The 19,715-nt window shown below is 44.7% G+C and carries 14 protein-coding genes; 8 read left to right on the top strand and 6 right to left on the bottom strand.

The features are described from left to right. The first annotated feature begins 94 nt into the window (after positions 1-94). A complete protein-coding gene (locus K6V21_RS21405) occupies positions 95-2,302 on the top strand; it encodes a heavy metal translocating P-type ATPase (protein ID WP_224319814.1) in 2,208 nt (735 codons plus the stop codon). Here the strand turns inward: K6V21_RS21405 and K6V21_RS21400 are convergent. Beyond that, the gene (locus K6V21_RS21400) at positions 2,299-3,138 is read right to left on the bottom strand and encodes a helix-turn-helix domain-containing protein (RefSeq protein WP_224319813.1); all 840 of its coding nucleotides are present in this window, start codon (positions 3,136-3,138) and stop codon (positions 2,299-2,301) included. The two genes, K6V21_RS21405 and K6V21_RS21400, sit on opposite strands and share 4 nt — an antisense overlap. Before the next feature lie 62 nt (positions 3,139-3,200). Here K6V21_RS21400 and lipB point away from each other — a divergent pair, with 62 nt between their 5' ends. Continuing rightward, a complete protein-coding gene (gene lipB / locus K6V21_RS21395) occupies positions 3,201-3,869 on the top strand; it encodes a lipoyl(octanoyl) transferase LipB (protein WP_224319812.1) in 669 nt (222 codons plus the stop codon). 84 nt (positions 3,870-3,953) lie between these two features. Here the strand turns inward: lipB and ltrA are convergent, their stop codons facing one another. The 5 genes from ltrA to K6V21_RS21370 form a co-directional block, all read right to left on the bottom strand. Beyond that, complete coding sequence (gene ltrA / locus K6V21_RS21390) at positions 3,954-5,360, bottom strand: group II intron reverse transcriptase/maturase (RefSeq protein ID WP_224322048.1); 1,407 nt, start codon at positions 5,358-5,360, stop codon at positions 3,954-3,956. Positions 5,361-5,895: 535 nt separating this feature from the next. Continuing rightward, on the bottom strand, positions 5,896-8,004 hold the full coding sequence (locus K6V21_RS21385; protein WP_224319811.1) for an alpha/beta hydrolase family protein: 2,109 nt from the start codon (positions 8,002-8,004) through the stop codon (positions 5,896-5,898). Positions 8,005-8,045: 41 nt separating this feature from the next. Next, positions 8,046-9,377, bottom strand: a complete 1,332-nt coding sequence (locus K6V21_RS21380; RefSeq protein ID WP_007217944.1) for an MATE family efflux transporter — start codon at positions 9,375-9,377, stop codon at positions 8,046-8,048. Positions 9,378-9,470: 93 nt separating this feature from the next. Next, positions 9,471-11,321, bottom strand: a complete 1,851-nt coding sequence (yidC, locus tag K6V21_RS21375; RefSeq protein ID WP_217716674.1) for a membrane protein insertase YidC — start codon at positions 11,319-11,321, stop codon at positions 9,471-9,473. Positions 11,322-11,363: 42 nt separating this feature from the next. Then, positions 11,364-12,995, bottom strand: coding sequence for a CTP synthase (locus K6V21_RS21370; RefSeq protein ID WP_217716676.1), 1,632 nt, complete (start codon positions 12,993-12,995; stop codon positions 11,364-11,366). A gap of 414 nt (positions 12,996-13,409) precedes the next feature. Between K6V21_RS21370 and K6V21_RS21365 the strand changes: the two genes are divergently transcribed. From K6V21_RS21365 to K6V21_RS21340, 6 genes are all read left to right on the top strand, one after another. Next, on the top strand, positions 13,410-14,855 hold the full coding sequence (locus K6V21_RS21365) for a DUF3078 domain-containing protein (RefSeq protein ID WP_007217947.1): 1,446 nt from the start codon (positions 13,410-13,412) through the stop codon (positions 14,853-14,855). A gap of 374 nt (positions 14,856-15,229) precedes the next feature. After that, positions 15,230-15,649, top strand: coding sequence for a SoxR reducing system RseC family protein (locus tag K6V21_RS21360; RefSeq protein ID WP_007217948.1), 420 nt, complete (start codon positions 15,230-15,232; stop codon positions 15,647-15,649). Positions 15,650-15,692: 43 nt separating this feature from the next. Continuing rightward, on the top strand, positions 15,693-16,670 hold the full coding sequence (locus K6V21_RS21355) for a Fe-S cluster domain-containing protein (protein WP_007217949.1): 978 nt from the start codon (positions 15,693-15,695) through the stop codon (positions 16,668-16,670). A gap of 38 nt (positions 16,671-16,708) precedes the next feature. Then, positions 16,709-18,043: an electron transport complex subunit RsxC gene (gene rsxC / locus K6V21_RS21350; protein ID WP_007217950.1), complete on the top strand. Its 1,335-nt coding sequence runs from the start codon at positions 16,709-16,711 to the stop codon at positions 18,041-18,043. 9 nt (positions 18,044-18,052) lie between these two features. Next, a complete protein-coding gene (locus tag K6V21_RS21345; RefSeq protein ID WP_195425379.1) occupies positions 18,053-19,045 on the top strand; it encodes an RnfABCDGE type electron transport complex subunit D in 993 nt (330 codons plus the stop codon). Continuing rightward, a complete protein-coding gene (locus tag K6V21_RS21340; RefSeq protein WP_034753714.1) occupies positions 19,042-19,704 on the top strand; it encodes an RnfABCDGE type electron transport complex subunit G in 663 nt (220 codons plus the stop codon). Before K6V21_RS21345 ends, K6V21_RS21340 begins: the two co-directional genes overlap by 4 nt. The last annotated feature ends 11 nt before the right edge of the window (positions 19,705-19,715 follow it).

The raw sequence follows: 19,715 nt of genomic DNA, 5'->3' as shown, positions 1-19,715 counted from the left end.
GAATCTCCTTCGCGCTTGTAGCGAAACCTGCATTTGTGTGATTCGTGTAATTTGTGTTCTGTTGTTTTCAGAACTTCTAAAAAACAATATATATATGGGTAATTTAAAGAAACAGACGTTTCCCGTGCTGAACATGCATTGTGCGGGATGCGCCAATAACGTAGAAAAGACAGTTCGCAAGTTGGTGGGCGTTGCAGATGCTTCGGTCAACTTTGCTTCCAATACACTGTCTGTCTCTTATGAGACGGACAAGCTGACATCCGGAGAAATTCGTGCTGCCGTACTGGCTGCGGGCTACGACCTCATCATTGAGGAAGAGCATGTTGAAGAACGTCAGGAGGAAGAACAACAGAAACGTTATCGCCGTCTGAAGACGCGGGTGATAGGAGCGTGGATTTTTGCTGTTCCCCTGTTGTTGCTTTCCATGGTCTTCATGCATGTACCTTATTCTAACGAGATACAGATGGTACTTGCTATTCCTGTACTGGTATTGTTCGGTACACCGTTCTATACCGGTGCCTGGAAACAAGCACGTCTGGGACGCAGCAATATGGATACACTGGTGGCACTAAGTACATCCATCGCTTTCCTGTTCAGCGTCTTTAATACTTTCTTCCCCGGTTTCTGGTATAACCGTGGATTGGAGCCTCATGTCTATTACGAAGCTGCTGTGGTTATCATCGCCTTCGTTTTGACAGGTAAACTCATGGAGGAACGTGCGAAGGGAAATACTTCCACTGCTATCCGCAAACTGATGGGTTTGCAACCTAAGAAAGCCCGTGTAGTACGCGACGGTAAAGAACTGGATGTACCTTTGGACCAATTGAACATCGATGATCTGGTGAGCGTCCGCCCCGGCGAGCAAATCCCCGTGGATGGTTTTCTGACTGAAGGTGACTCTTATGTAGATGAAAGCATGATAAGCGGTGAGCCTATTCCGGTAGAAAAGAAGATTGGCTCGCATGTGTTGGCCGGAACCATCAATCAGAAAGGATCGTTCATTATCCGTGCCGAGAAAGTAGGTGGAGAAACAGTGCTGGCGCGTATCATCCGTATGGTGCAGGAAGCGCAAGGCAGTAAGGCCCCTGTTCAGCGTATTGTAGATAAAGTGACAGGTATCTTTGTTCCTGTCGTACTGGGTTTGTCTGTCCTGACATTCTTTATCTGGATGTTCTTTGGTGGTGTGGATATGCTTTCACATGCCATGCTGTCGGCGGTTTCCGTATTGGTGATTGCTTGCCCTTGTGCATTGGGACTGGCTACTCCTACGGCTTTGATGGTAGGCATCGGTAAGGCTGCCGATCATCACATTCTGATAAAAGATGCTGTGGCACTGGAACAGATGCGAAAGGTAAATGTAGTGGTACTGGATAAGACCGGTACATTGACTGAAGGACATCCTACTGTTACCGGTTGGTTATGGGCGCAGCCGCAGGAAGAACATTATAAAGACATTCTTCTGGCTGCCGAGCTTAAATCGGAGCATCCGCTGGCTGGTGCTATTGTCACTGCCTTGCAAGAACAAGAGAACATTGTTCCTGCCACTCTGGATGGTTTTGAAAGTATTACCGGTAAGGGTATTAAAGTGACTTATCAGGGTGCTGAGTATTGGGCAGGCAGCCACAAGTTGTTGAAAGATTACCATGCCACCCTGACTGATGTTTTGGGAGAAATGCTGGCTCAATACGAGTCGGACGGTTGTAGCATCGTTTACTTTGGCCGTAAGGATGAATTGCTTGCGATTGTTGCTATCAAAGATCAGATAAAGGCGACTTCCGCTGAGGCTGTTCGCGAACTCCGTACCCAGGGTATTGAAGTTTATATGCTGACGGGAGACGGTGAACGTACTGCTTCTGCTGTTGCCGGACGATTAGGCAATATCCAGTATATTGCCGATGCTTTGCCGGATGATAAGGAAGAGTTTGTACGCCAGCTTCAACTTCAGAGAAAGACGGTAGCTATGGTGGGTGATGGTATCAATGATTCACAGGCTTTGGCTTGTGCCGATGTCAGCATTGCCATGGGTAAAGGAACGGACATTGCCATGGATGTGGCAATGGTCACTCTTATGACTTCGGATCTGTTGCTGTTGCCGAAAGCATTCAATCTCTCCCGACAGACGGTGCGCTTGATTCATCAGAATCTGTTCTGGGCATTCATTTACAACCTGATAGGTATTCCTATTGCTGCCGGATTACTTTATCCAATCAATGGATTATTGCTGAATCCCATGTTGGCAAGTGCCGCTATGGCATTTTCCAGTGTATCGGTAGTCTTGAACAGCCTTCGTTTAAGATACTAACTATTTCTATATTCCAACGGACTCATCCCCATGTGCCTCTTAAAGTACTTTCCGAAGAAAGAGGCACTGGGGAAGTTCAGTGAATAGGCTATTTCCTGAATAGTCATATCAGTGGACTTCAACCGTGCTTTGACGTCCGTAATCACCACATGCGAAATAATTTCGAGTACATTCCTTCCTGTTACTTGCTTTACGGTAGTGCTGAGATGCTGCAATGAAATTCCCAACTTGTCGGCATAGAATTGAGCGCGTCTCTCAGTCATATAATTTTCAATAACCAGTTGTACGAATTTCTGGCAGATTTCCTCTTTGCGGCTTTTGGCAAGAATGCTTTGCGGGCGATTGGCATAAAGGGCATTAATTCCAAGCAAAATGCTGTGGAGTACGCTTTGTGCCATTGCGGTACTGGTAGCGGTAGGATGGGAGATTGATATACGCGTCAGTAGTGCAAAATAATCCACGAAATAGGATGCTATTAAATCGCTGACACCTACAATCGGATTATCCCATATTTTGGAGAAAGATCCCATCGTAGCCTGCAACAGATTAATACCGTTGACGCAGTGACTGGAGAAACCTACGAAGCAAAGCCGTACTTTTTCTACTTGCTCATTGAGCTGTAAGATAGTTCCCGGCATCAGAATGATCAGATCATTCTTTTTTATTTTATGTTCCATCAGATTGATGGATGCTGTAATGGTCCCTTCAGTGCATAATGCAAAAATACATGCCTTCAGACGGCATGACTGGCGATAGAGATTCAGAATATCTTCTGTAACATCTCTCCATGCCAGCATTTCGACCGGCAAATCTACTTGTGGGAAGTTATGTTTCATCTTTTTTCATTTTGCTGTCGGCAAATATACGATTTTATCCCTAAAGTCTTAACTTTGTCGGCATGAAACTGAATGTAACAGACTGGAATATTATTCCGTATGCCGATGCATGGACTCGGCAAACGGAGTGGTTTGATGCTCTTATTCATGCCAAGCAGGCAGGGGAAGAGTATGAAAATCACATCATTTTGTGTGAACATCCGCATGTCTATACTTTAGGTCGTAGCGGTAAAGAAGGAAATATGCTGTTGAGTGAGGAACAACTTCAGAAGATAGGAGCTACGCTCTATCATATCGATCGTGGAGGTGATATCACATATCATGGTCCGGGACAACTGGTATGTTATCCTATCCTGAATCTCGAAGAATTCTCGTTGGGGCTGAAAGAGTATGTATATTTGTTGGAAGAAGCGGTCATCCGTGTATGTGCCTCTTATGGCATTACTGCCGGGAGGTTAGAGAAAGCAACAGGTGTCTGGCTGGAGGGAGATACGCCGCGTGCGCGTAAAATATGCGCTATTGGCGTGCGTAGCAGTCATTTCGTTACCATGCATGGATTGGCGCTGAATGTGAATACTGATTTACGATATTTCAGTTATATCAACCCCTGCGGATTCATAGATAAAGGAGTAACTTCGCTGCAACAGGAGCTGAAACGGGAGGTGCCGATGGAAGAAGTAAAACAACGCTTATGCAGTGAATTGCAGGGCTTGATGCAGAGAATCGAGTAGGAGGAAAACGAAGTAGTTTTCTTCCTACTTTCGCTTTCCGACCTCTCACACCACCACGCATGCCGTTCGGCACGTGGCGGTTCTTTACTTACGATGCAATTTACTGTAATACTCCATCAAGGTAGGGTACCCCACTAGTTTCAATTTGTCATTATCCATGGCAGAAGTTAGGATTCTGCTCCCAGCTATACACCAATACCCTAAGCGAGTATTGGCATGTTGCCAGGCATAGAACTTACTGATGCCACACTTCTGCAAATTGGCAAACCGAGTTTTGACCTTCTTCCAGTATTTCCATATACACATGCGTATCCTACGACGAAGCCATTCATCTATACGTTTCAGATAACTCTGCATATCTGCCAACTGAAAGTATTCAATCCAGCTACGTATAAACAGATGAAGCTTTGATTTGCGCTGCTCATACCCCATACCATTACTTCTTCCGGTCAGTTCTTTCAAGCGAACTTTCAGTTTAAGGTAACTTTTGGGATGGACAGATAAGCGACATTCGCCATTCTTTACATAAAAAGAATAACCCAGAAACTTCATGCCACGAACATAACCAACGCTGGTTTTATCTTGATTTACCTTTAGGAAAAGATCTTTCTCAATAAAAGCGCTTATGCTCTTCTTTACACGCAGGGCAGAACGTTTACTCTTACAGAAAATCATACAGTCGTCCGCATAACGCACAAACTTGTGCCCACGGGATTCCAACTCTGTATCCAATTCATGGAGCATAACATTGCTCAGCAAGGGGCTCAAAGGTCCTCCTTGGACAGTTCCCTGAACACGGCTCTCGTAGTGACCAGCTACCATTGCCCCCGAGAGGAGGTATTTATGGACGAGGGAGATAACACGACCATCCTTCACGGTGCGTGACAAAATCTCTATCAACTTGCTATGATTAACTGTGTCGAAGAACTTTTCTAAGTCCAAGTCAACACAGTATTTATGACCACTATTGATATGAGATTGGGCGCGTCGCAAGGCTTGGTGAGCACTGCGTTTAGGGCGGAAGCCAAAGCTGTTGTCACTGAACTGGCGTTCGTAAAGCGGACTAAGCACCTGGCTGATGGATTGTTGAATAAGACGGTCAATAACGGTAGGAATACCTAATTGACGTTTCTTACCTCCATCCTTGGGAATTTCAACCCGCCGGACGGGATTGGGACGATAGCTACCGTCCAACAAAGAGTTTATCAGTTCGTCTTTATGGAGTTTCAGGTAAGGAAGTAAATCTTCCGTTTCCATCTTATCGACACCTCCACAGCCACCGTTGGCCACGACCTGCTTGTAGGCGCGGTTCATGTTTGCGGGCGACACAATACGTTCCAATAAAGCATCTTTGGTAAATTGCGCTTCCACGAGGTGGTTTTCAGTTATCCCAATAAAGGTCTGCACTCCGGCATAGCTTTCGGATTCCGTCCTATCCTTTTGCCGGCAGTTATCACTCAAGGTTGATATTTTCTGCATTCGTTCCTTTATTTGGTAACATTCATTGACTACTCGCTTAAATAAAGTTCAGACCTTCCCCGAATGCCGATTTTTTTTTTCGGGTACTATGTCGTCTGCTGACTTCTCACAGCAAGCTTTACTCCGTGCTTCTGAAAAAAAAAACATCTGCACGTCTGTGAGACCTCCCCAGTTAAGAATACATTCTTTCCATCTTATACCTGCCGGATTTACTTTGGATGTTTCCGGATAGTTATAAGGCTTTGTCTTGTTTAGCAGACTAACCCACATCCTTTAGCCTTATATCCGGTTTCTGTACGTCAGGCCAGATGTTTGCCGCTACCTTCCTTCAGATTCCAACTCACGATGGACACCCTTGGCGTTGGCTAAACACTTCCCACTATCAGGGCGTGTTAGGGACTTGCACCCATTAGAATATACCCATGCTGGGCGAACTAAAAAACAGACCATCTATTCACTGCGAATAGATGGTCTGTTCGTATCAAATAGACGGTCTGTTTATCCCTAACAGATGGTCTGTTTCAGGAGCCTTCAATCGTCTGTTTTTTTATTTCAACCATTTGTCCAGCCATTCAAAGAATGTGCGTTGCCAGAGGATACCATTCTGAGGTTTCAATACCCAGTGATTTTCATCCGGATATATCAGTAGCTCGGCAGGAACACCACGCATTACGGCGGCATCAAAAGCAGCCATTGCCTGGTTGGCTAGAATACGGTAGTCTTTTTCGCCATGAATACAAAGGATAGGTGTATCCCATTTGTCTACAAACTGGTGCGGAGAGTTGGCGAATGTGCGTTGGGCTACCGGATTTTGTTTTTCCCAGTATGCACCACCCATATCCCAGTTGGCAAACCATTTCTCTTCTGTTTCCAGATACTGCATTTCCATGTTGAAGATACCATCATGTGCAATGAATGCTTTGAAGCGCTTGTCATGATGTCCGGCGAGCCAGTAAACGGAGAAGCCACCGAAGCTTGCGCCTACACAACCCAGACGATCCTTGTCTACAAACGATTCTTTAGCCATCTCGTCGATAGCTGTGAAATAATCCTTCATGCACTGACCACCGTAATCACCACTGATGGCTTCATTCCATTCCACTCCAAAGCCCGGAAGTCCGCGGCGGTTGGGAGCTACGATGATATAGTCGTTGGCAGCCATAATCTGGAAATTCCAGCGATAGCTCCAGAACTGGCTTACGGGGCTTTGCGGACCACCTTCACAGAACAGGAGGGTAGGGTATTTCTTATTCGGGTCAAACTGTGGCGGGTAGATAACCCATGTCAGCATCTGTTTGCCGTCTGTAGTCTTCATCCAGCGAGCTTCAACTTTACCCATTTCCAATTGGTCGTAAATCTGCTTGTTTTCGAAGGTCAGTTGTTTTGCTTCGTCAAAAGCATCCCCGTTGCGAGTGGCAGATACGGCATAGATTTCATCACCCATACTCATTGAGTGGCGTAAAGCGATTACTTTATCTCCTGCAAGGGCGAGGGAAGCATAATCATACATACCGTCTGTCAACTGCGTAACTTTATCGTTGGCAGCAAGATCGACATTGTAAATCTGTGTTTCACCATGCCAGACACCGATGAAATAAATACTCTTAGAGTCTCTATTCCACAAGAAACCATCTACGTTCGATTCGAATTCCTTGCTGATGAAACGTTTCTCACCTGTTTCCAGATTCATGATGAAGAGGCGGTTTAGGTCAGCTTCATAACCGTCACGTTCCATGCTCTGCCAGGCAATGTATTTACCATCGGGAGAGTACTGAGGATTTGTATCATAACCTTTGTTTTCTTCGGTGATATTGTCTGTCTTCTTGGTTGCAAGATCGTAGATATAAATATCCGAGTTGGTGGAGATGGCATAAGCCAGACCGGTCTTCTTACGGCAAGTATATGCCACCTTGTCTCCTGCAGGACTCCATGCCAGTTGCTCGATGCCACCCCAAGGTCTCATCGGGCTTTCGTAAGGTTCTCCTTCCAGTATATCCTTTATATTGCTGATACCGTTTCCATCAAAATCGGCTACAAAAGGATGCGGAGCACCGGTTACCCATTCATCCCAGTGTTTGTACATCAGGTCGGTAACGATGATACCCGTCGCTTTAGGGAGATCGGGATATTTATCCGCAGTACTTTGTTTAGTTTTCACCTGTGCAATGAAAAGCAACTTCTTGCCGTCGGGAGAGAAAGAATAACCTTCGATGTCACCATCATATTGAGTTAGCTGCTTACGCCCGCTGCCGTCCGGATTCATTTCCCACAACTGGCTGCTGCCACCTTCATTGGAAAGGAACGCCAGTTTAGTACCACCCTTTATCCAGTTCACTTCGTTTTCCTGCCAGGGAGTGTGGGTGATTTGTTTGTTGCCTGTTCCATCTGTGTTCATCACAAAGACTTCACGGTTACTCTTGTTCTCCGGTACACTGTAGTAAGCTACTGTGTAAGCAATCTGCTTTTCATCGGGGGATACGGCTACACCACCGATACGCCCCATGGCCCAGAGAGCTTCGGGAGTCATGCGTTTGCCTTCAATCTGGATGTCCGACCGCTCGATAAGCGGTACTCCGGCTTGCCCTGCGTCCTTTGTCCCGCCGCAGGCAGCCAATGTCATAGCTGCTGACATAAGCAATAAGTTTACTTGTTTCATGTATGTTGTTCGTTACGGTTATTTTGCGACAAATATACAAATTATATGCGTTTTTCTTGCCATCGTCCTCCTTTAATATACCACCAGCAAAGTAATAGTATAAAAATGGAGTATACCATTTCCGATGTCCAACACAGAGCTACATCAAGTTTCAAGTAAAGAATGATGTATGTGATGTAGGCAACATAGAAGACGAGCGTTATCAGTTCCATGACCAGAGCCGTGCGCGTGTTTCCCGTTCCTGATACGGCCTGGAAATATACATTGGCAGGTACGAGAAGCAGATATGCCGAGCACATTACCCAAAGTGAATGTACGGCTGCATCCTGTAAATCGGGTATATCCGTATAGATTCCCAGTATAAGTTTTGGGAACAGTGCAAAAAACAGTGCTAGCGGCAATGTGAACAGGTATGCAATGCGTATATGCTGCCGGATAGTGCCTGCCACGCAGTCTTTGTCTCCTGCACCGATGAGATTGCTGACCAATGAACCACAGGTTGAGGCAAATGCCATCATTACCATGAACAGAATGCCGGATATGCTCCGGACAATGTTCGTGATGGCGAGCGACCGTTCTCCCAGATGCTCCACATAGAGGAAGAACAAGAACCAGGTGGACAAGGAGAAGACATTCTGTATCATGGTCCAGAAGGAAATGTTCAGCATTCGTTTCAGTATCTCCGGGCGGAACTTCGGAATACGGTCCAGTCCAAACTTACGGCAGTCAATGCGGTAACGGGTGTAGAGGATAAAGAATATCAGTGAAACCAGCTCTGCAAGTGATGAACCGATGGCGGCGCCTGCAATGCCGAGCGCGGGAAAGCCGAATTTACCGAAAATCAGTATATAGTTGAAAACTACGTTACTCAATACCATGACTATGGAATTGAGTGTCAGTGTCTTGGTTTGCGTAGTTCCCAGGAAGAAAGCACGGAAAATGACTGCACTGAATGAGAAGAAGGCTCCGAAAACCCGCCAGTTCAGATAACTGATGGCAGCCTCATAGATGTGTTCGGAAGAAACGATTCGCTTCAGTATCATTGGTGAAAGGAAGTAGGAGAGCAGGAACATTACTGCCGCCAGTCCTATCTGAAAGTAAATTCCTTGATAGAAAAGGTCGCCTATTTCCCGGTATTGCTTTTCACCGTTGCGCCGGGCAATGAGTATCTGCGCTCCGATACTGAAACCGAAAGCTGCCATGAATATTACCATATAGAAGACACCTGCAATGGCCGATGCTCCCAGTTCTACTTCGCCTACCCGTCCCAGGAAGGCTGTGTCTGTCATACCTATCATTTGCTCCATCAGCAGACTGATGAGGATCGGATAGGCTATCATCCAAATCTGTTTGTTGGTATATTTAGTTTTCATTTGAGTTATAGTTATAGTCGTTATAAGAGAAAGAAAGCCGGACAATTACATCAATTGCCCGGCTTTTATTATCAAGTGATGAAAAGCGGAGACTTACTTTTTATTCTGTCTCTCTTTCAACAGCTGTTCCTGTTGTTTCTGCATTGCCTCCAGGCGGGCGGCAAAGCCGGTTTTCTTAGCTTTCTTCGGATCTTTCTTTCGGGCTTCCAATTGGGCAAGAAGTTTCTCTTCATTCGTAGTCTTACGCAGAATGAGAGTAGTCACCACACTAATCAATGTCGATATGAAGTAGTAATAGTTCAGACCTGAAGGATAACTATTTAAGATGAACAACATCATAATCGGCATGAGATACGTCATCCACTTCATCGCCGCCATCTGCGGGTTGGCTCCGGTATCTTGTTGCTGCATCATGAACTTGGAGTTCAATATATTCACAACCGTCATCAGCAAACAGAATAAACTGAGGTGGCTACCCAGGAACGGGATGTTGAACGGGAAGTTGATGAAAGCATCGTACGTTGAAAGGTCATCAGCCCACAAGAAGCTCTGCTGACGCAATTCGATAGCACTTGGCACGAACATGAACAATGCAATCAGAACCGGGAACTGTACCAGCATCGGCAAACAGCCACCCATCGGACTCACACCGTATTGGCTGTACATTCCCATGACCTCCTGCTGTTTTTTCATCGCATCTTCCTGCTTAGGATACTTTTTGTTGATTTCGTCTATTTTCGGTTTCAACACACGCATCTTGGCGGAGGAAATATACGTTTTCCAGGTAGCGGGGAATACAACTGCTTTTACAATCAACGTCATCAGTAACAATACGATACCCATGCTCAAACCCCAACCGGACAACCAGTCGAAGATGTTGATGGTAAACCATTTGTTGACCCAGCGAATCAACGGCCAACCCAGATAAACCAAGCGGTTCAGTTCCCATTTTTCTTCGCGTCCCTTATCCAGCGCGGTCAGCGTCTTGTAATGGTTCGGACCGAAATAGAAGAACATTTGTGTTGCTTTCTGACCGGTCGGGTCGAAAGTTGTGCTCATTTCAGCCGAGTAGTCCTTGATGTATCCGCTGCCTTCCCTTTCCATTTTGGAGACTAACTTCGTTTTCTCAAAGTCAGCGTCTGCAATGAATACCGAGGAGAAGAATTGATTTTTGAAAGCAATCCAGTCCAGACGTTCGGGCACTTCTTTTTCATCATCCTTATTAGCTGACAAGTAGTCTGTGCCATTTCCCAGCATTTTATAAGTCAATTCAGACAAACGGTTCTCATATACATAACCTTTTTCGATCTGGCGGGCGCGTTGTGCCCATTCGATGTCTACATAGTTATTGCTTGCTGCCAATTTATCTGCCATACCTTTAGCATCGATGCTGAAATCTACCAGGTAGGTATTGGGATGCAATGCATACTTGAAGTCTATATAGCTTGCACTGTCAGCTGATAAACGCATCGTTACGGTGCTGTCCGTACGGTTCACAGTGGTGAAGTAATAGTCTTTAGTCTGTATTGTTTCCTTTTTATTATAGAAAAGGAAATTCATGGAAACATCGTTTCCGGTGAATAGGGTTACAGGAGTTTTCTTGTCCTGTTCCATATACTCTTTCAATACAGCGGAGAATATGGAACCGCCTTTGGTGCTGAGGGTCAGCTCAGCCACGTCGTTCTGAATGGTAATCAGCGAGTCTGTTCCTTGGCGGGCATTGAAGAAGAGTGAAGTGGAATCCACTGTTTCCACATCTTTTTCATTGGCCAATGCTGCATCCGCTTTGGCTTTCAGTGCTTCTTCACGTTGCTGTACCAGCGCAATGGAATCATAATAACGCTGCTGTGCTTCCAATTGCTCTTTGCTGGGGCGACTCAGAAAACTGAAGCCGACTAACAAAATTGCTATTAAAACAAGACCTGTAATGGTGTTTTTATCCATGAATAATTTCTAATTTACAATTTTATAATTATTGAAATAATCTTATTTCTTTGCTTTCTCCTTCTCCTCGAAACTTTCGACAGATGCTTTGATGAAAGCCACGAACAACGGATGGGGATTCAGTACCGTACTGCTGTATTCCGGATGGAACTGAGTTCCGACAAACCACTTCAACTTCGGTATTTCTACGATTTCCACCAAATCAGATTCCGGATTGACACCTACACATTTCATGCCGGCAGCTTCGTACTCTGCTTTATACTGGTTGTTGAATTCATAGCGATGGCGATGGCGCTCCTGGATGTGCTCTGTTCCATAAGCTTCATATGCCTTGCTGCCTTTCTGCAAGATACACTCGTAAGCTCCCAGACGCATTGTTCCACCCATGTTCGTGATGGATTTCTGCTCTTCCATAATGTCGATGACATTATGCGGAGTCTTTTCGTTCATTTCGCGTGAATCTGCATCGGTATATCCCAGCACGTTGCGTGCGAATTCAATGGCAATACACTGCATTCCCAGACAAATACCGAAAGTCGGAATATCATGTGTGCGTGCGTATTTGATAGCCACGAACTTACCGGAAATACCACGTTCACCGAATCCCGGACCTATCAATACACCTGCCATGCCTTTCAGTGCTTCCGCTACATTTTCTTCTGTCAGCTTTTCACTGTTCACAAAGTCTACGGATACCTTACGGTCATTGTATGTACCAGCTTGTGACAAGGCTTCGCGAATGGATTTGTAAGCATCCTGCAAGTCATATTTGCCGACTAATGCAATGTGCAGCGGTTCTGTATTCTCCGCTTTATGGCGACGTTCGAGGAAAGCACGCCACGGACCTAGTCCCGGTGTGTCTCCTACGGGCAGTCCCATTTTCTTCAATATTGTTTCATCCAGTTTCTGAGCCTGCATCAGAATAGGTACTTCGTAGATGGTAGGAGCATCGATGCTCTGTACTACTGCGTTTTCATCCACATTACAGAATAATGCTACTTTTTTACGCAGGTTGGTGCCCAATTCGTGTTCTGTACGCAATACCAATATATCCGGCTGTATACCTGCACTCTGCAATTCTTTTACGGAGTGTTGTGTCGGCTTGGTTTTCAATTCACCGGCTGCCGTGAGGTAAGGTACATAAGTAAGGTGCACGCACAAAGCGTCACGTCCCAATTCCCACTTCAACTGACGGATACTTTCCAGATACGGCAATGATTCGATATCACCCACCGTACCGCCGATTTCTGTAATTACAAAATCGAATTTATATTTGTTACCCAGCAACTTCACGTTTCGTTTAATTTCGTCCGTGATGTGAGGGATAACCTGGATGGTCTTACCTAAATAATCACCACGGCGCTCTTTGTCGATAACGCTTTTATAAATACGTCCGGTTGTGATGTTATTGGCTTTAGTAGTCTGGATCCCAAGAAAACGTTCGTAATGACCTAAGTCGAGGTCGGCTTCATGTCCGTCTACAGTCACATAACATTCTCCGTGTTCGTAGGGGTTTAAAGTGCCCGGGTCAATATTGATATACGGGTCAAACTTCTGAATGGTTACTTTGTAACCTCTTGCTTGTAGCAATTTACCAATGGATGAGGCGATGATGCCTTTACCTAATGATGAGGCAACGCCACCGGTGACGAAAATATACTTTGTTTCTCCCACAGCTATACTGTTTTAATATTATTGTTTTGTTTGGTCGATGTACACATTTGTGTACCTACCTGTCTACAGATGAGACTTAAAAAGCGCAAAATTACAAAAAAAAGAGGAAGTACATAAAGTTTCGGCGAAACAATTCTAAAAAAAGTGATGCTGCAATGTTATTAAGTCCGTATCATCTCCGTACCAGCTCCGTACTATCTCCGTATCATCTCCGTGTCATCTCCGTATATATATGTTTGGACTTGATACGGACTTGATACGGAGATAACACGGAGATAGTACGGAGCTGGTACGGAGCTGATATGAACTTGTCATCCTAAGTACCGGCTATTGCTAATCTTTTCTTTACTCTTTTCTATGTTTTCTAAACATTTTAAATTACTTTTGCAGTCAAAACATAGATTTTAGGGCGTTATGAAGAATAGATACTTATCTTTATGGGCAGTTGCTGCGCTTTTTTCTTCGTCGATAGTGGCGCAGAATTCAGTAAAGCCTGTCTTAAAGGCCGGAGAGGAACCGGCTGCCGCACAAGTGGATACCTTGTCGGATGTGATGAAGCAATATTTTGTCTTAAAGTTGAAACCGGCGAATGATACTCTCAAGTTGGACACAGTATCCATACTGCATGAGAAGTATTTTGGAGTATTAAACTATCTGAATGATCCGTCTACTCCTGAACGTTACATTCCTGATAATCCCGATTACTACCGTCTGTTTCTTAAGCCATTTACATATTATAATTCTCCTATAAAGCGTGTTTCTACATTGGATTGGAAATTTGAACCTTTTGACACGGTTGAATTGCCAGTGAAAGAACTTTTGCCATTTGATGAAGCCCGCTTCACCTCGAAGGAGCGTGCGAATGAAACAGTGGATCGTGCTTTGCTCTATCTTTATGCTAATGATGATCTGCATAAGATCGTGGCATGGGAAGATGATATTATGCAGGTGAGGGTATTCAAGGATAATATTGAAAAAGAAGCATCTTCTAAACCTTCTGTGATGAAATTATTCACTCAGGAAAGCATGGCGGAAGTGAAAGAAGATGCGGAAGTGGTTATCCGTAAACCTAACTGGTGGGTAACAGGCGGAAATGGTTCTTTGCAGATTACTCAGAATTATATTTCGGATAACTGGTATAAAGGGGGTGAGAGTACGAATTCTGTACTGGCCAACTTACAACTGTTTGCTAATTACAATGACCGTGAAAAGATTCAATGGGAAAGTTTGTTGGATGCCAAATTAGGATTCTCTTCAGCGCCCTCTGATGAATTTCATGATTATTTGGTCAACACGGACCAACTCCGTATATACAGTAAGTTAGGTGTTCAGGCAGCGTCTAATTGGTACTATACGATTTCGACGGAATTCAAGACACAGTTCTGTCATGGATATAAAGCCAATAAAGAGCCTTTGGTATCGGCATTTCTGGCTCCGGCAGATTGGTCTGCCAGTGTCGGTATGGACTATAAGTTGAAGAAGAAAAAGTTTAATTTGTCTGTTTTTATAGCTCCGTTGACGTGGACTATGCGTTATGTGGGTAATAAGGAAGTGAATGAAGTGGATTTTGGTTTGGAGAAGGGTAAGACGGTGCGTCATAATTTTGGTTCGCAGGTACAACCCACTTTGTTCTGGCAAATCATTCCATCCATTACGTTAGATTCTCGTTTGGATTATCTGACAAGTTATGAATGGGTGCGTATTGAATGGGAAAATACATTCAACTTTGTGTTGAACCGTTATTTGTCGACCAAACTTTATATACATGCCCGTTTTGACGATAGTAGCAAGCCTACTTCAGGTGATAGCTATTTTCAGGTAAAAGAATTATTGAGCTTCGGTATTAATTATAAATGGTAATCACATAAAGCTGATATGTAATACAAGTAAGGCTGCTTTTAGGAGAAAAGCAGCCTTACTTGTTTTTAGGAGGAAAGGATCTTTTGGCTATGCTATAATATCGGATTCACATAAAAATGAAAAGATACAGGAAAGCGTGAAGTGGAATTATTCATAGTATCATTTTGTTATCTTATACTTATCAATGGTGCAAAGTGATACCTTAGTCTGTGTTATAAAACAGGTTTTCTTGCATGTTCTGTGGAAAAAGTGAAGAAAAATAGTTAAAACGGGGAAAAGTACATTGGCGTACACATAAAAAAAAGCGGGTGAAAGCCTTGCAGTTCACAAATAATGCGTAAATTTGCCGCAATTTGTAATGCACAGTTTGCAAAATGGCAGATATTATAAAACATCAAGGTATTGTGGAAAACATAAACAGTTCTCATATAAAGGTGAGAATTGTCCAAACGTCAGCTTGTGCGGCATGTAGTGCAAAGGGACATTGTGCCTCGGCTGATACCAAAGAAAAAATAATCGATGTAACTACCAGCGATGCGTCTTCCTATCAGGTGGGTGACCGGGTAATCGTTTTTGGCGAACTCTCTATGGGAATGATGGCAGTATTGTGGGCCTTTATAGTACCTTTCTGTATTCTGGTGATTTCTCTCTTTGTATTTATGGCTATCTGGAGTGACGAACTTCTCTCTGCACTTTGTTCGTTAGCTCTTCTTATTCCTTATTATTATATATTGTGGCTAAATAAAACACGTATGGGAAAGAAATTTTCTTTTTCAATAAGGCCAATTGACTAACTCTTGGAACATTAAAACAAATAATTAAATAAATAACTAATTTATGAATGTAATTCTGATTGCAGTGATTTCATTGGGAGCCATAGCGCTGGTTTCGGCCGCTATATTATACATAGCTTCCAAGAAATTCGCCGTGTATGAAGATCCGCGAATTGCACAGGTAGGAGAGGTGTTGCCTCAAGCAAATTGCGGTGGATGTGGTTATCCGGGTTGTAGCGGTTTTGCCGATGCCTGTGTAAAGGCAGGTTCGCTGGAGGGCAAGTTTTGTCCGGTAGGCGGACAACCTGTTATGACGCAAATTGCGGAAATCCTAGGTTTGGATGCCGTTGCTGCCGAACCGATGGTGGCAGTTGTGAGATGTAATGGAACCTGTGCCAACCGTCCCCGTACGAATATGTACGACGGTGCGAAGAGTTGTGTTATTGCAGCCTCTCTTTATGGTGGCGAAACCGGTTGTAGTTTCGGATGTCTGGGGTGTGGTGACTGTGTGGAAGCTTGTCAGTTTGATGCTATCCACATGAACCCTGAAACGGGACTTCCGGAAGTGGATGAAGCGAAATGTACGGCTTGTGGAGCTTGTGTCAAGGCTTGTCCGAAGAACATTATCGAGATTCGTCCGCAAGGCAAGAAATCACGCCGTATCTATGTGCAGTGTGTGAACAAAGACAAAGGCGGCATAGCGCGTAAAGCTTGTACAGTTGCTTGTATTGGTTGTGGCAAGTGTGTGAAGGTTTGTCCGTTCGAAGCGATTACACTTGAAAATAATCTGGCCTACATCGACCCGAACAAATGTAAATCATGTCGTAAGTGCGAAGAGGCTTGTCCGCAGAACACGATTATCGCACTCAATTTCCCGCCGCGTAAACCGAAGGCGGAAGGTGCTGCTTCGGTTGCTGCTCCTAAGGTAGCCGTTGCACCGAAAGCTACAGAAACGCCTAAGGTTGCAGAGGCTCCTAAAACTGTAGAGACCCCTAAAGCTGTTGAGACTCCTCAGGTTGAAACTCCAAAGGCAGAGGCTTAATAATAAAGAAGTAATAAACGACTAAAATACAGAATTGTATGTTGAAGACATTTTCAATCGGTGGTGTTCATCCACACGAAAATAAACTTTCAGCACATCAGCCCATTATAAAGGCGGAAGTTCCTGCCAAAGCTGTGATTTTGCTTGGCCAGCACATTGGTGCGCCTGCAAAGCCGATTGTAGCTAAGGGGGATGTGGTGAAAGTCGGCACAAAGATTGCCGAACCCGGTGGTTTTGTATCCGCGGCCATCCACTCGTCTGTCAGCGGCAAGGTTGCTAAAATCGATACGGTTATCGATGCCAGTGGTTATCCGAAACCTGCCATCTTTATTGATGTGGACGGTGATGAATGGGAAGAAAGTATTGACCGCACCGAAACGTTGGTGAGGGAATGTAACCTTACATCCGAGGAAATAGTAAAAAAGATAGCCAATGCCGGTATTGTAGGTTTGGGTGGTGCATGTTTCCCTACTCAGGTGAAACTCTGTCCGCCGCCTGCATTCAAAGCAGAGTGTGTGATTATCAACGCTGTGGAGTGTGAACCCTACCTGACAGCTGACCACCAGTTGATGCTGGAACATGCCGAGGAAATTATGGTAGGTGTATCTATTCTGATGAAAGCAGTGAAGGTGAACAAGGCATTTATCGGTATTGAGAACAATAAGCCCGATGCTATTCAGTTGATGGCGAAGGTGGCATCCAGCTATGCAGGTATCGAGGTAGTAGCCTTGAAGGTGCAATATCCGCAAGGAGGTGAAAAGCAGTTGATAGATGCTATTACCAGTCGTCAGGTAGCGAGTGGTGCTTTGCCAATTTCTACAGGAGCCGTGGTACAGAATGTAGGTACTGCATTTGCAGTGTATCAGGCCGTACAGAAAAATAAGCCGTTGTTTGAGCGCGTGATTACCGTTACTGGTAAGTCAGTAGCAAAACCGTCTAACTTTCTGGCACGTATTGGCACGCCGATGAAGCAATTGATTGATGCTTGCGGTGGTCTGCCCGAAGATACAGGTAAGATTATCGGTGGTGGCCCAATGATGGGTAAGGCATTGATCAACACGGAGGTTCCTACCGCTAAAGGCAGTTCCGGCATTCTGATAATGAACCAAAAGGAAGCCAAACGTGGGGAGATTCAGCCTTGCATCCGTTGTGCAAAGTGTGTGGGTGCCTGTCCGATGGGATTGGAACCTTATTTGCTGTCGGCACTTGCCGAACATGCAGAATTCGAGAGAATGGAAAAAGAAAGAATTATGGATTGTATCGAGTGCGGTTCTTGCCAGTTTACCTGTCCTGCCAACCGTCCGTTGCTGGACTACTGCCGCTTGGGTAAAGGCAAGGTAGGAGCGATCATCCGTGCACGTCAAGCTAAATAATAACGAAGTATGGAAAATAAATTAATAATATCACTTTCACCCCACGTCCATGGTGGTGACAGCGTGAAAAAGAACATGTATGGTGTGCTTATTGCATTGATTCCTGCATTTCTTGTATCGCTTTATTTCTTCGGACTGGGTGCACTGATTGTCACGGCTACATCGGTAGCTGCCTGTTTGTTCTTCGAATGGGCTATTGGTAAATTCCTGATGAAGAAAGAAACCACAACAATCTGTGACGGTTCTGCTGTAATCACAGGTGTGTTGCTGGCATTCAATTTACCTTCCAATCTGCCTATCTGGATTATTATTCTGGGTGCATTGTTCGCCATAGGCGTAGGTAAGATGTCTTTTGGAGGATTGGGTAATAATCCGTTCAACCCTGCATTGGCAGGCCGTGTGTTTCTGTTGCTTTCTTTCCCTGTGCAAATGACGAGTTGGCCGGTAGTGGGGCAGTTGACTTCTTACACCGATGCTACGACGGCTGCTACCCCGCTTAATCTGATGAAGCAGATTGCCGGTGGAAATATAGAGGCTCTGAAAGATTTGCCTTCCTCTTTCGATTTGCTGATTGGTAACAATGGCGGTTGTCTGGGTGAAGTCAGTGCGTTGGCGTTACTGCTGGGATTAGCTTATATGCTTTGGAAGAAAATTATTACCTGGCATATTCCTATTTCTATATTGGCTACAGTATTTGTGTTCTCGGGTATTATGCATCTGGTAGATCCTGAACTGTATGTATCTCCCGTGCTTCAGCTGCTTACAGGTGGTTTGATGCTGGGTGCTATTTTTATGGCTACTGACTACGTTACTTCTCCGATGAGCAAGAAGGGGATGCTGATTTATGGTGTATGTATCGGGTTACTGACAGTGATTATCCGTCTGTTCGGTGCTTATCCCGAAGGTATGTCATTCGCTATTTTGATTATGAACGCCTTTACTCCGCTGATTAATACATATTGTAAACCTAAACGCTTTGGGGAGGTAGCGAAGAAGAAATGAAAAAGTTAGAATCATCCTTGAAGAATATGTTGCTGGTACTCACGGGCGTTACTGCTATCTCTGTGGCTTTGCTGGCATATGTGAATGAATTGACGAAAGAACCTATAGCACAAGCCAATGCAAAGACATTGAGCGACGCAGTCAGTGCAGTGGTTCCCGGTTTCGATAATGATCCGATTGCAGAAAAGAAGATGCAGGCTGTGAACGGTGTAGATTATGCTGTGTATCCTGCTACGAAAGGTGGAGAATTTATTGGTGCTGCTGTAGAAGCAAGCTCAATGGCATTCGGTGGTGAACTGAAAGTACTGGTAGGCTTTGATGCGGAAGGAAACATCATAGATTATTCCCTGTTGTCGCATGTGGAAACTCCGGGATTGGGCTCCAAAGCTGCCGATTGGTTTAAAGAAGGAAATAAAGGAAGTATCAAAGGTATGAATCCGGGTAAGACTCCGTTGTCTGTGAGCAAAGATGGAGGCCAGGTAGATGCCATCACGGCTTCTACTATTACTTCACGAGCTTTCCTGAATGCTGTGAATGCTGCTTATGCAGCTTATGCCGGCCAGAATGAATCGGATGCCGCTACAGGTGCTACGCAAAAAGTTGTTGAACCTGCTGAAAAAGCCGCTACTGAAGCTGCGGACTCTATCAGCGCTAAATAAAGAAAGGAGTA

Source organism: Bacteroides cellulosilyticus (genome assembly GCF_020091405.1).
Lineage (GTDB): Bacteria > Bacteroidota > Bacteroidia > Bacteroidales > Bacteroidaceae > Bacteroides.
This window is presented reverse-complemented; position numbering and strand designations above follow the sequence as displayed.

What these genes read in the sequence shown, in the direction of transcription:
- K6V21_RS21345 (WP_195425379.1), top strand. Translation starts at nt 18,053, where the DNA reads ATGGAAAATAAATTAATAATATCACTTTCACCCCACGTCCATGGTGGT.
- lipB (WP_224319812.1), top strand. Translation starts at nt 3,201, where the DNA reads ATGAAACTGAATGTAACAGACTGGAATATTATTCCGTATGCCGATGCA.
- K6V21_RS21405 (WP_224319814.1), top strand. Translation starts at nt 95, where the DNA reads ATGGGTAATTTAAAGAAACAGACGTTTCCCGTGCTGAACATGCATTGT.
- K6V21_RS21400 (WP_224319813.1), bottom strand. Translation starts at nt 3,138, where the DNA reads ATGAAACATAACTTCCCACAAGTAGATTTGCCGGTCGAAATGCTGGCA.
- K6V21_RS21380 (WP_007217944.1), bottom strand. Translation starts at nt 9,377, where the DNA reads ATGAAAACTAAATATACCAACAAACAGATTTGGATGATAGCCTATCCG.
- K6V21_RS21355 (WP_007217949.1), top strand. Translation starts at nt 15,693, where the DNA reads ATGAATGTAATTCTGATTGCAGTGATTTCATTGGGAGCCATAGCGCTG.
- K6V21_RS21360 (WP_007217948.1), top strand. Translation starts at nt 15,230, where the DNA reads ATGGCAGATATTATAAAACATCAAGGTATTGTGGAAAACATAAACAGT.
- rsxC (WP_007217950.1), top strand. Translation starts at nt 16,709, where the DNA reads ATGTTGAAGACATTTTCAATCGGTGGTGTTCATCCACACGAAAATAAA.
- K6V21_RS21385 (WP_224319811.1), bottom strand. Translation starts at nt 8,004, where the DNA reads ATGAAACAAGTAAACTTATTGCTTATGTCAGCAGCTATGACATTGGCT.
- K6V21_RS21340 (WP_034753714.1), top strand. Translation starts at nt 19,042, where the DNA reads ATGAAAAAGTTAGAATCATCCTTGAAGAATATGTTGCTGGTACTCACG.
- yidC (WP_217716674.1), bottom strand. Translation starts at nt 11,321, where the DNA reads ATGGATAAAAACACCATTACAGGTCTTGTTTTAATAGCAATTTTGTTA.
- K6V21_RS21365 (WP_007217947.1), top strand. Translation starts at nt 13,410, where the DNA reads ATGAAGAATAGATACTTATCTTTATGGGCAGTTGCTGCGCTTTTTTCT.